The 12,364-nt window shown below is 71.8% G+C and carries 11 protein-coding genes; 3 read left to right on the forward strand and 8 right to left on the reverse strand.

Annotated features, from left to right (window positions below):
• Positions 1–20: 20 nt before the first annotated feature.
• A complete protein-coding gene (locus tag ACFVDP_RS20475) occupies positions 21–218 on the forward strand; it encodes a DUF1918 domain-containing protein (protein ID WP_383491365.1) in 198 nt (65 codons plus the stop codon).
• On the opposite strand, the gene ACFVDP_RS20480 is transcribed toward ACFVDP_RS20475, so the two are convergent.
• A complete protein-coding gene (locus tag ACFVDP_RS20480; protein ID WP_383491367.1) occupies positions 202–1,431 on the reverse strand; it encodes a glycoside hydrolase family 10 protein in 1,230 nt (409 codons plus the stop codon). The genes ACFVDP_RS20475 and ACFVDP_RS20480 overlap by 17 nt on opposite strands.
• A 176-nt stretch (positions 1,432–1,607) precedes the next feature.
• On the opposite strand from ACFVDP_RS20480, the gene ACFVDP_RS20485 reads away from it, so the two are divergent.
• A complete protein-coding gene (locus ACFVDP_RS20485) occupies positions 1,608–2,468 on the forward strand; it encodes a 3-hydroxybutyryl-CoA dehydrogenase (RefSeq protein ID WP_383491369.1) in 861 nt (286 codons plus the stop codon).
• Positions 2,469–2,667: 199 nt separating this feature from the next.
• Complete coding sequence (locus tag ACFVDP_RS20490; RefSeq protein WP_383491371.1) at positions 2,668–2,925, forward strand: hypothetical protein; 258 nt, start codon at positions 2,668–2,670, stop codon at positions 2,923–2,925.
• A gap of 24 nt (positions 2,926–2,949) precedes the next feature.
• Here ACFVDP_RS20490 and ACFVDP_RS20495 read toward each other — a convergent pair whose 3' ends face one another.
• The 7 genes from ACFVDP_RS20495 to ACFVDP_RS20525 all read right to left on the reverse strand — a co-directional run bounded on the left by ACFVDP_RS20495 (position 2,950) and on the right by ACFVDP_RS20525 (position 12,288).
• Positions 2,950–3,480, reverse strand: a complete 531-nt coding sequence (locus ACFVDP_RS20495) for an NUDIX hydrolase (protein ID WP_353941442.1) — start codon at positions 3,478–3,480, stop codon at positions 2,950–2,952.
• Between the two features lie 72 nt (positions 3,481–3,552).
• On the reverse strand, positions 3,553–4,893 hold the full coding sequence (locus ACFVDP_RS20500; protein ID WP_383491373.1) for a transcriptional regulator: 1,341 nt from the start codon (positions 4,891–4,893) through the stop codon (positions 3,553–3,555).
• A 259-nt stretch (positions 4,894–5,152) separates the two neighbouring features.
• Entirely contained in the window at positions 5,153–6,283 is a 1,131-nt protein-coding gene (locus ACFVDP_RS20505) for a PP2C family protein-serine/threonine phosphatase (RefSeq protein WP_383491375.1), read from the reverse strand.
• A gap of 169 nt (positions 6,284–6,452) precedes the next feature.
• Complete coding sequence (gene pheT, locus ACFVDP_RS20510) at positions 6,453–8,966, reverse strand: phenylalanine--tRNA ligase subunit beta (RefSeq protein ID WP_383491377.1); 2,514 nt, start codon at positions 8,964–8,966, stop codon at positions 6,453–6,455.
• Positions 8,966–10,102 (reverse strand): phenylalanine--tRNA ligase subunit alpha, encoded by a 1,137-nt coding sequence (gene pheS, locus ACFVDP_RS20515; protein WP_383491379.1) that lies wholly within the window; start codon positions 10,100–10,102, stop codon positions 8,966–8,968. Before pheS ends, pheT begins: the two co-directional genes overlap by 1 nt.
• Before the next feature lie 140 nt (positions 10,103–10,242).
• Positions 10,243–11,388, reverse strand: a complete 1,146-nt coding sequence (locus ACFVDP_RS20520; RefSeq protein WP_383491381.1) for an ATP-binding protein — start codon at positions 11,386–11,388, stop codon at positions 10,243–10,245.
• A gap of 57 nt (positions 11,389–11,445) precedes the next feature.
• Positions 11,446–12,288 carry a TrmH family RNA methyltransferase gene (locus ACFVDP_RS20525; RefSeq protein ID WP_383491383.1) on the reverse strand — a complete coding sequence of 281 codons (843 nt, stop codon included), beginning with the start codon at positions 12,286–12,288 and terminating at the stop codon, positions 11,446–11,448.
• Positions 12,289–12,364: the final 76 nt, after the last annotated feature.

Below are 12,364 nucleotides of genomic sequence, written 5' to 3' on the forward strand. Positions count from 1 at the left end.
CAGCGCGAGGGGGCACTCCGATGCACGCATCCGCAGGCGACCAGCTCCTGGTGCACGGCCGGATCGTCGGGCAGCACGACCGTGTCGCCCAGATCGTCGAAGTGCTCGGGGCGAACGGCTCGCCGCCCTTCCGGGTCCGCTTCGAGGACGGCCACGAGGCCATCATGTCGCCGGGCCCGGACGCGGTCGTGCGGCCCGGCTTCAGGAATCCGGAGTGACCCGGCGGGTGTAGTGGTCGGCGACGACCCGGGCCATCGCCCCGGTCCGGTCCTCCCCGACCTCCTTGGCGGAGAAGAAGACGTGCCCGCGCACCTCGGGGAAGGCGTCCGCGAAGGTGAGGTGCCGGGACAGCTCGGCCGGGTCCTGCCAGGCGGCCGGCTGCGCGGGATCGCCCGCCTTGTAGAGGGCCTCACCGATGTACAGCCGCACCCCCGTCCCCCGGACCACATCGGCCCACCAGGGCACGAGCCTGGCGTAGTCGGCGGCCGCGAAGCCGATGTTCCAGTAGACCTGGGGCACCACGTAGTCGATCCACCCCTCGCGCACCCATGTACGAGTGTCCGCGTGCAGGTCGTCGTAGGTCTGCACGCCCGCCGCGGTGTCCGAACCCGCCGGGTCCGTCGCCCGGTTGCGCCACACCGCGAACGGGCTGATCCCGAACCGCACCCCGGGCCGCGCCTTCCTGATGCGCTGCCTCATCTCCCGTACGAGCCGGTCGATGTTGTCGCGCCGCCAGGCCGCCCGGTCGGCGAATCCGCCGCCGTGCGCGGCGAACGCGGCGTCGTCGTCGAAGGTCTGCCCGGGAACGGGATAGGGGTAGAAGTAGTCGTCGAAGTGCACGGCGTCGACGGCGTACTTCTTGACCGCGTCGATCATCGCGTCCTGCACGAACCGCCGGACCTCGGGCAGGCCCGGGTTGTAGTAGAGCTTCCCGCCGTACGGCACGACCCAGTCCGGGTGGAGCCGGGCCGGGTGCGTGGGCACGAGCCGGGTCGGGTCGGTGTGGTTGGCGACGCGGTAGGGGTTGAACCAGGCGTGCAGTTCGAGACCGCGCCGGTGCGCCTCCTTCACGGCCGTGCCCAGCGGGTCCCAGCCCGGGTCCTGGCCCTGGACGCCGGTGAGCACCTCCGACCACGGTTCGTACGGGGACGGCCACAGCGCGTCGGCGGCCGGACGCACCTGGAAGACCACCGTGTTCAGCCGGCGGCGGACGGCCGTGTCGAGGTGGGCGAGCAGTTCGGCCCGCTGCCCGGCGGCGGTGAGGCCGGGCTTCGACGGCCAGTCCCGGTTCGCGACACTGGCCAGCCACATGCCCCGCAGCGCGGGTCCGCGCCGCGGCACGGGCTCGCCGCCCACCGCGTCCCCCGCCGTGACACCGGCCAGCGTCAGTGCGGCGCCCAGCGTGAAGGCCCGGCGTGACATACGTCCCATGGATCCCCCCGAATTCCCGTGCAACTGTGAGCCCCTATATAAACAGCCGTTAACCCGGACTCCACCCCTCCCATGTCTACGGGGTAACGTGCAGATCCGGAACCCCTGGAAATCTAGCCGGATCTCTGTTCCGGCGACCCCGGACGAACATCGAAAGGCACGAGGTGACGGACGCCTTGACTGACATCACACGCGTCGGAGTGGTGGGCTGTGGCCAGATGGGCGCCGGCATCGCTGAGGTCTGCGCCCGCAGCGGCCTCGACGTGATGGTGGCGGAGACCACCGGCGAGGCCCTGGAGATCGGCCGCACCCGGCTGCTCAACTCCCTCGCGAAGGCGGCCGAGCGCGGCAAGATCACCGATGAGGAGCTGGCGGAGACGCAGGCGCGCCTCACCTTCACCACGGATCTGGGCGAGTTCGCCGACCGCGACCTCACCATCGAGGCCGTCGTGGAGAACGAGCAGGTCAAGACGGAGATCTTCCAGGTTCTCGACCAGGTCGTCACGCGTCCCGACGCGATCCTCGCCTCGAACACCTCGTCCATCCCGCTGGTGAAGCTGGCCGTGGCGACGTCCCGCCCGGACCACGTCGTCGGCATCCACTTCTTCAACCCGGCCCCGGTGCAGAAGCTCGTCGAGCTGATCCCGGCCCTGACCACCTCCGAGGGCACGATCAGCCGCGCCCAGGCGCTGGTCGAGAAGATCCTCGGCAAGCACGCGATCCGCGCCCAGGACCGCTCGGGCTTCGTGGTGAACGCCCTCCTCGTGCCGTACCTGCTCTCCTCCATCCGCATGTTCGAGTCCGGTATCGCCAGCCGCGAGGACATCGACAACGGCATGGAGCTGGGCTGCGCCCACCCGATGGGTCCGCTCAAGCTCTCCGACCTGATCGGCCTCGACACGATCGCCTCGATCGCGGACTCGATGTACGCCGAGTACAAGGAGCCGCTGTACGCCGCTCCCCCGCTGCTGCAGCGGATGGTCGACGCGGGCCGGCTCGGCCGCAAGTCCGGATCCGGCTTCTACACGTACGTGTAACTCCCCGCTCGGGGATCACTCAGCGTATTCGAACAGCGGGCCCGGTGTTCTTCGGAACACCGGGCCCGTTCGTTTCGCACGGGGTGCGTGCGACTTACTCGCATATGCCCATCGCACACGCTCCCGCCGCGTCCACCAGGCGAGTTGACTTCCGTTGCGCACAACAAGGGATGTGCCGACTACGGAAAGGAGCGGACTAGTGACCACCGACCCGGAGCATCCCGTGGTCTCAGAAGAATTCGCAGAGTTACGCCGCGTCTTCGAGGTCGGACTGACCCGCATCGACGGTGAACTGGCTCTGCTGGCCCATCGCGACGACCAGAACGTCAAGGATCAGGACGACCTCAACGCGCGGATCACCGCGCTGGAACACACCCGCTGGCCACTGCCCACGGTCGCCGCACTGACGACGATCGGAGCCCTCGCCATCGCGGTGTGGCAGGCAGTCGGGCACTGAGGGCCTGCCACAGCGGAAAAGAGCTCAGCCGAGCCTGAGTTGGTGGAGCAGCAACAAGGCGGCCGCCATATTGGCGGCCGGGACCTCTCCTCGGGCGAGCATGTCGGGGACGAGTTTGAGCGGGACCCATTCCCTGCGGTCCGACTCGAAGTCGTCCTGGGGGTGGCCGATGTACGTCGCCTCGTCGGTCCAGTAGATGTGGTGCCGGGCGTCCGTCAGACCGTTGCACGGTTCGACGCTCATCAGGTGCCGCAGCGGTCCCGGCCGCCAGCCGGTCTCCTCCTCCAGTTCGCGGGCGGCCGCGTACGCGATGTCCTCGCCGTCCTCGACGACCCCTGCGGCGAGTTCCCAGCCCCAGCTGTCGGTGATGAAGCGGTGCCTCCACAGCAGGAGCACCTCGTCCGCGTCGTTGACCACCGTCGCGACCGCCACCGGACGCAGACGTATCAGGAAGTGATCGAGGTGTCGGCCGTCCGGGAGTTCGACGTCGGCCAGATTGACGCTGAACCACCGGTTTTCATACACAGTTTGTTCGTTCTGTTTCGTCCACTGCACGGTTCTGCCACCTTCCGTCGAGTTGATGGCAATATCGCAGCAGTGGCGTGGACGAGCGCCCCGCGAAAGGGCTCAGAGCGGTACGCGCAGCGCCCCGTCGATGAGTTCGGCGGCTTCCGCCGTGCCGGCGCAGCCGCTGCGCACCAGGTGTTCGCGTACCGCCCGGAGCCTGTCGCGCAGCCGCTGGGACTCCATTCCCCTGGCGGCCTCGGCCATCTGAACTGCGGTCTCGGCGGCCTGTTCCGTGTGCCCCTGTCTGAGCTGGATCTGGCTGAGGACGGCGAGCCGGTGGACGCGGCCGCGATCGTGCGCCGGAGTGTGCACCGCCTCGGTGGCGTGCTCCTTCGCGCCCGCATAGTCACCGAGGCTCAACAGGGCTTCGGCGACCTGGACGTTGACGAATCCGGGCTGCACGTACCCCGTCTCGTCCGGTTCGTGGCCGCGCCGGATCCGGTCGGCGGCGGACTCCGCACGCCGGATGCACTCCAGGGCACTGGTGCCGTCGCCGAGGTGCGCGTACGCCTTGGCCTGCATCGCGTACAGATCCGATGCGAGGGCCGGGGTGATGTGCCGGCCCGCCGCCCGCAGCGCGGCCTCGGCGAACGCGACCGCCTGCCGGTACTCGCGCATGTGCAGCGACTGATTGACGAGCAGCGCTATGACGTAGGCACCGAGTCCGCGGTCCCCACTGGCCTTGGCGAGCCGCAGGGCCTGGTGGAAGTAGCGCTGCGCGAGACCGTGCGCGTCGGAGTCGTACGCGCAGATGCCCGCGATGGCCACCAGACCGCCGGTGGCCCGGTGCAGATCGCGCCCCGTCTCGTCCGTGTAGCCGCCGCGCAGCAGCGGGGCGGCCTCGGTGTTGAGGAATCCGACGATGCGGATCCGGGTCGCGATGCCGCCCGCCTTGCGGTACATGTGCTCGTAGTGCGTCCGCGCCGAACGCATCAGATCCAGGTCGGCGGGGCTCACCTGGTGGCGCCCGCCGCGCGAGACGTCGGTGTCCTCCGGCGGGTTCTCCCACTCCCACACCGGCATCACGGCCGGGGTGCCGGTGACGGCGGGGGCGTCCAGGATGTGGCGGCGCTGCTGCTGGTCCGAGCGCCACAGCGCGGTGGCCCGCTCCACGAACCCGGAGAGGGTCGCGTGGTGCGGGACGGCCGGTTCGCCGGGGATGCCGAGGCCGATGTCGTCGAGGGTGACGTGCCGCTGGAGGCGGGCGGCGAGCACCTCGCAGATCAGGTCGGGCACCTGGCCGCGCGGGCGCTGGCCCTTCAACCACCGTGCCACGGCCGTGTGTTCGTATCTCAGCGCGAGCCCGCGGGCCTTGCCCGCCTGGTTCACATGAGCGGCGAGGCCCGCGTGGGAGACCCCGGCCTCGTCGAGGATCGCGTCGAGCAGGGTGTTGGGCTGCATGGATGCCCTCCGTTGGCTCGGTGCGGCCAGCCTAATGGAGCGCCGTTCACACGGGGTGTGATCGGAATGCCCAACTCCGGGACCAAAGCGCTCTGTTGTGGCTGGTTTATTCCCGATTGACTGAACTGCCTCGCAAGAGGCCGGCCGGGCCGCCGGCTCCCCCTCGTACAGCGCGGCGGCCCGCATCCGCGCCGTCCGCCCGCCCGTCTGCCCGACACTCCGCGGCGGGCGGACGGCGCGCCCCGAACAAGCCCCGTCGTCAGGGGACCGTGTGCACCGTGCGCCCCAGGGGGTCCCCGTGCTGAAGCGGAACGCGACTGCGGTCGTTGCGCAGCACCAGCATCGCCGCGTCGTCGCCGGGCGGTCCTCCGACGTGCCGCAGCAGCCGGGCGTACACGGAGTGCACCACGGCCGTCGGCACGACGGGCCTGCGCCGCACGGCCTCGGTGAGCGCTGCCTGGAACGGAAAGAACCGGCCACGGGTGTCGCGGGCGTCCTCGATGCCGTCGGTGTGCAGCAGCAGGCCCTCCCCCGGCAGGATCAGCCCGCACCGCACCGGCGCCAGTTCGGCCGGCAGCGGGAACGGTCCGAGGGGCGGCATCGGGTCCCCGCCGCTCATCGGCTCGACGCAGCGCACCGCGCACGGCCGCAGCAGATACGGCCACGGGTGGCCGCAGTTGAGCGCGTACACGGCGCCGTCCTGCCGGATCTCCAGGAGCAGGACGGTCACGAACTCCTCGGCGACCGGGTTCTCGGGCTCGCCGCCCCCGGCCGCGGGATGCTCGTCGCGCGAGCGCTGGCGCAGGTGCCGGGCGTGGGCGCGCTCCAGCCTGCGCAGCACGTCGCCGAGTTCGCTCTCGTCGTGGGCGGCCTCGCGAAAGCTGCCGAGGACGGCGCCGACGGTGGCGAGCGCGGCGAGGCCGTGTCCGCGGACGTCGCCCATCACGATCCGTACGCCGTGATCGGTGGCCACGACGTCGTACAGGTCGCCGCCGACGCTGGCGCCCGGGTCGGCGGAGAGTTGGCCGGCGGCGAGCGCGAGCCCGTCGATCCGCGGCGGAAGCGGCCGCAGCAGCACGGACTGGGCGGCACCGGCGACCGCCCGCATCTCCCGCAGTTCCCGCAGCAGGCCGTGCCGGGCGTGGAGTATCAGCCCGGTGCCCACGGCGAAGAAGACGGCGCTGCTCACGATCCGCGCGCCCAGGCCGGTCTGCTGGGCGAGCGGGCAGGCGAACTTGTACGTGATGGCGACGGCGCCCCAGACGGTGGGCAGCCCCAGCATCATCACGCGCCGGGTCCGTCGGGGGTGGGTGTGGACGGCCCGGGCGAGCCGTCCACGAAGGGTGGTGGGGAAGACTCGGGTGGGCGCCCTGGTCTCTGAACGAATCATGCCGACGGCCCCCTAGGCCCATCTGGCTCACCGGTCGGCCCGGCGGCCGCAATGATTGTTGCGACCTGCCGCCGCGCCCGGGCGGGATCACCGCGAATCCTCACCCGAACGAGTGAGGGGCACACCCGGTGACCCGGGTGTGCCCCTCACGAGCGTGCTGTCTGCGCCGTTACGCGCCGCGCAACACCGCGCCCGCGCTCTCGGCGGCCTGGGCGACCGCCGCGTCACGGGCGGCGCTGGCCTCCTCGACCGTCAGGGTGCGGTCGCCGGCGCGGAAGCGCAGCGCGTACGCGAGGGACTTCTTGCCCTCGCCGAGCTGCTCCGCGTTCTCGTACACGTCGAACAGGCGGATGCCCTCCAGGAGTTCACCGGCGCCGAGGCGCAGGTAGTGCTCCACGGCGGCGGCCGGGACGTCCTTGTCGACGACGAGCGCGACGTCCTGGGTGGCCACCGGGAACGTGGAGATGCGGGGCGCCTCGACGGCACCGTCGCTCGCCTGCTCCAGGAGGTCCAGGTCCAGCTCCATCGCGCTGGTGCGGGCCGGCAGTCCGAGCGCCTTGACGACGCGCGGGTGCAGCTCACCGGCGTGACCGGCGAGGGTCTTCACCCCGTCGATGACCACGTACAGCGCCGCGCAGCGGCCCGGGTGCCACGGCTCGTGCTGGTCCTGGTCGACGGCGAGGTCGACATTGGCCTCCCGCGCGATGATCCGCGCGGCCTCGACGGCGTCGGCCCAGGTCGACGGGTAGCCCTTGCCCCACCAGCCCGCCTGCTCGCGGGAGCCCGCGAGGACGACGGCGGCGCGGCGCGGCTGGGCCGGCAGCGCGCTGGTCAGCCCGGCGATCTCCGCCTCCGTGGGACGACGGTCGACGGGCAGCCGGACGGCCTTGTGCTCGTCACCGGTCGGCCGGAAGACCAGGCCGGTCTCGAAGAGCGCCAGGTCGTGGCTGCCGCGTCCGTCGTTGCGGCGCAGCGCGCCGAGCAGGCCCGGCAGCAGCGTCGTACGGAGCGAGGGCTCCTCGTCGGAGAGCGGGTTGACCAGCTCGACGGTGGTCCGGCGCGGGTCGTCGGCGGCCAGGCCCAGCTGGTCGAGGACCGCCTGCCCGATGAACGGGTAGTTCAGGGCCTCGACGTAGCCGGCGCCGGCCAGCGCGCGGCCGACGCGGCGGTGCGTCCGCTGCCGCTCGGTCAGGCCCCGGCCGGCCGGGGGCTTCGGCAGGGTCGAGGGCAGGTTCTCGTAGCCCTCCAGCCGGATGACCTCTTCGGCCAGGTCGTTCGGGTCGGTCAGGTCGGGGCGCCAGGACGGCACCGAGACGACCAGCTCGTCCTGCCCGTAGACGTCGCAGCCGACCTGCTGGAGGCGGCGCACGACGGTCTCCCGGCCGTAGGCCACACCCGCGACCTTGTCCGGGTGGTCGGCCGGGATGGTGAGGGTGCGCGGGGCGCCCGGGGCGATGACCTCGGTGACGCCCTCCTCCGCGGTGCCGCCCGCGAGCAGCACCAGCAGGTCGACGACGCGCTGGGCGGCGGCCGACGTGGCCTGCGGGTCGACGCCGCGCTCGAAGCGCTTGGCGGCCTCGGAGGACAACTTGTGGCGGCGCGCGGCGCGGGCGATCGTGATCGCGTCGAAGTGCGCGGCCTCGATGACGACGTCGGTGGTCCCGGCGCCCTCTTCGTGGTCACCGATCTCGGTGTTGGCACCGCCCATGACACCCGCGAGGCCGATGGGCCCGCGGTCGTCGGTGATGACCAGGTCCTCGGCGTCGAGTGTGCGCTTGGCGCCGTCGAGCGTGGTGAGCTTCTCGCCCTGCTCCGCCCGGCGCACGCCGATCGCGCCCTGGACGAGGGAGCGGTCGTACGCGTGCAGGGGCTGGCCCAGCTCCAGCATCACGTAGTTCGTGACGTCCACCGTGAGCGAGATCGGCCGCATGCCGGCCTTCTGGAGCCGGCGCTGGAGCCAGATCGGCGAGCGGGCCTCGGGGCGCAGCCCCGTGACGGTGCGCGCGGTGAAGCGGTCGCAGGCGATCGGGTCGGCGACCTTGACCTGGTAGCCGTGCGCGTTCGGCGCGGGCACGTCCAGCAGGGCCGGGTCGCGCAGCGGCAGGCCGTACGCGATGGCGACCTCGCGGGCGATGCCGCGCAGCGACAGGCAGTAGCCGCGGTCGGGCGTGACGGCGATGTCGAGCACCTCGTCCACCAGCTCCAGGAGCTCGATGGCGTCGGTGCCGGCCTCGTGCTCCGGCGGCAGCACGATGATGCCGTGCGTGCCGTCGTCGCCCATGCCCAGCTCGTCGGTGGAGCAGATCATGCCGTGCGAGGTCTTGCCGTACGTCTTGCGCGCGGCGATCGCGAAGCCGCCGGGCAGCTCGGCGCCGGGCAGCACGACGACGACCTTGTCGCCGACCGCGAAGTTCCGGGCGCCGCAGACGATCTCCTGCGGCTCGCCCGTGCCGTTGGCGGTGCCGACGTCGACGGTGCAGAACCGGATCGGCTTCTTGAAGCCCTCCAGCTCCTCGATGGTCAGCACCTTGCCGACGACGAGGGGGCCCTTGAGGTCGGCGCCGAGCTGCTCGACGGTCTCGACCTCGAGGCCTACGCCGACCAGCTTGGCCTGCACGTCACGGCCGGTCTCGGTGGCGGGGAGATCGACGTACTCCCGCAGCCAGGAAAGCGGGACCCGCATCAGATCTCCATCCCGAACGGCCGGGTGAACCGGACGTCACCCTCGACCATGTCTCGCATGTCTTCGACGTTGTGGCGGAACATCAGCATCCGCTCGATGCCGAACCCGAAGGCGAATCCGCTGTACTTCTCGGGGTCGACGCCGCACGCGGTGAGCACGCGCGGGTTGACCATGCCGCAGCCGCCCAGCTCGATCCAGCCCTCGCTGCCGCAGGTGCGGCACGGCCGGTCCGGGTTGCCGACGGACTCGCCGCGGCACACGTAGCAGACCATGTCCATCTCGGCGGACGGCTCGGTGAACGGGAAGTAGTTCGGCCGCAGCCGGGTCTTCATGCCGTCGCCGAAGAGCGCCTGGACCATGTGGTCCAGGGTGCCCTTCAGGTCGGCCATGGTCAGGCCCTCGTCCACGGCGAGCAGCTCGATCTGGTGGAAGACCGGGGTGTGCGTGGCGTCCAGCTCGTCGGTGCGGTAGACGCGGCCGGGGCAGACGACGTAGACGGGCGGCTCCCGGTCGAGCAGCGAGCGGGCCTGCACCGGTGAGGTGTGGGTGCGCAGCACGACGCCGGACTCGTCGCCGACGGTCTTCTCGCGGCCCTCGGGACCGGCGACGAAGAACGTGTCCTGCATCTGCCGCGCCGGGTGGTCCGGCGTGAAGTTCAGGGCGTCGAAGTTGAACCACTCGGCCTCGACCTCGGGGCCCTCGGCGATCTCGTATCCCATGGACACGAAGACGTCCGCGACCCGCTCCATCATGGTCGTCAGCGGGTGCCGGGCGCCGGCGGGCGTGCGGTCGTAGGGCAGCGTGACGTCCACGGCCTCCTCGACCAGGACGCGCGCGTCGCGCTCGGCCTCCAGCTCCTCCTGGCGGGCGGCGAGGCCCCGGCCGACGGCGGCGCGGGCCTGCCCGACGAGCTTTCCGGCCGCGGCCTTGGCCTGCGGCGGCAGCGCGCCGATCTCCCGGTTCGCGAGCGACAGCGGCGACGTGCCGCCGGCGTGCGCGACCTTGGCCTCCTGAAGCGCGTCGAGCGAGTCCGCGGCGGCGAAGGCGGCGAGCGCCTCGTCCCGCACGCGCTCGATCTCTTCCGGTTTCAGTGCCTCGACCTCGACAGGGTCGTACGACTTGTTCGGTGCCGACATCTCTTCCCGTGCTTCCGATTGGGGTGGCTGAGGGTCCCGCAGACGCGTTCGACGGCCGTCGAGTGGCTGGGACGCAAACGTGCCAAAGGACGAGTCTAACGGGGGTGACGTGTGCGGATGCGCCCGTGGGGGCCCGGCGCTCAGCTGGTGAGATACGCGGGCGTCGCCACGGGCAACGTAAATCGGAACCGGGCGCCGCCGCCGGGCGCCCGCCCGACCGTGATGGTGCCGCCGTGCGCTTCCACGATGCCCTTGACGATATAAAGCCCGAGACCGGTGCCGCCGCGCTTGCTGCCCCGCCAGAAACGGGTGAAGACGCGGTTCATGGACTCCTCCGGGATGCCGGGGCCCTCGTCGCTCACGGTGACCGAGGTGCCTGCGGGGGCGGGCTCGATGTCAATGGTGACGGTTCCCTCCCCGTGCCGCACCGCGTTTTCCAGCAGGTTGCTGAGCACCTGGTCGACCTTGTCCGGATCCGCCCACAGGTCCGGCAGCGGCCGGATGACCCGCAGCAGGAACCGGTCGGCGGCCTGACCGGCGGCGACATGCGCCTGGATGTGCCGGGAGACGGCGGCGGCGATGTCGACGGGCTGACGGCGCACTTCGAGCCGTCCGGAGTCGATCCGGGAGATGTCGAGCAGCTCGGCGATCAGCCGCGTCACCCGGTTCGCGTCGGCGTCGACGGTCTCCAGCATCAGCCGCTTCTGTTCGTCGGTGAACCGCTCCCACTTCGCGAGGAGGGTGGCGGTGAACCCCTTGACGGATGTCAGCGGCGAGCGCAGTTCGTGGGCGACGGTGGCGATCAGCTCGGCGTGGCTGCGCTCGGTGCGGCGCCGGGCCTCGGTGTCGCGGATGGAGATGACGACGCGGCGCACGGGCCCGGTGGGCCTGCCCCGTACATAGCGGGCGGTGACCAGGACCTCCCGGCCGCCGGGCAGCAGCAGGTTGCGCTCGGGCTGGCCGAGCCGGATGGCGAGGCCGCCGTAGGGGTCGGTCAGCTGCCACCAGCGCCGGCCCTCCAGGTCCTCCAGGGGCAGCGCGCGCTCCAGCGGGGCGCCGATGGCCCGCTCCCGGGGCACGGCGGTGATCCGCTCGGCGGCGGCGTTGAAGCAGACGACGTGGCCGCTCTCGTCGGCGACGACCAGTCCGTCGGGGAGGTCGTCGGGGTGCACATCGAGGCCCATGGGGCCCACGAGGCCGACGGAATCGTCGCGGCCGCTTCGGGGCGCGGCCGGTCCCCACCGCCCGCGCGCTCCTCGCGCTCCGCTCGTGCCGACGACGCTCATCTCCCCGTATCCCACCTCTCGTCCCCATCCAGAACCGGGCCAGAGGTGGTCACCCTACTAGCTGGTCGTGACGGAACGGCACCCTCCGGCGGCGCGCTGTGCACGGGCGGAGGCGTACAGGCACACGGCGGCGGCCGTCGCGAGGTTGAGGCTCTCGGCCTTGCCGTGGATGGGGACGCGTACGACGGCGTCGGCGAGTGCGCGGGTCTCCTCGGGCAGCCCCCATGCCTCGTTCCCGAAGATCCAGGCGGTCGGGGTGCCCATGGCGCCCCGGTCCAGCTCGTCGTCCAGGTCGTCCTCGCCCGCGCCGTCGGCGGCGAGGATGCGCACGCCCGCGGCCTTGAGCCCGGCGACGGCCTGCTCGACGGGGACGCCCACGGCGACCGGCAGATGGAACAGCGATCCCACGGAGGCGCGTACGGCCTTCGGGTTGTACAGGTCGACCGAGGCGTCGGTGAGGACCACGGCCTCGGCGCCCGCCGCGTCCGCGCAGCGCAGCACGGTGCCGGCGTTCCCGGGGTCGCGCACATGTGCCAGTACGGCGACCAGCTTGGGCCGCGCCGCGAGGATCGCCTCGAAGGAGGTGTCCAGGAACCGGCAGACACCGACGAGGCCCTGCGGGGTCACGGTCGTGGAGATGTCGGCGATGACGCTCTCGTCGGCCAGGTGCACCCGGGCCCCGGCCTGCCGGGCCTCCCCCACGATGTCGGCGTACCGCTCCGCGGCCTCGACGGTCGCGAACATCTCCACGAGCCCGCCGTGCGCGGCCGCCTCCCGCACGGCCTGCGGCCCCTCGGCGAGGAACAGCCGCTCCTTCCCCCGGAAGTTCCGCTTGCCGAGCCGCCGCGCGGCACTCACGCGGGACGACTTCGGAGAGATCAGCTCGGGGGCAGCAACCATGAGACTCACCTGGGGAGGAAGCGCCCCTTCAGGGGCGCGGGGAACTGCGCGACCAGCCACAGCCGACGCGCACACG

The sequence above is a fragment of the Streptomyces sp. NPDC057694 genome, assembly GCF_042799415.1.
Lineage (GTDB): Bacteria > Actinomycetota > Actinomycetes > Streptomycetales > Streptomycetaceae > Streptomyces.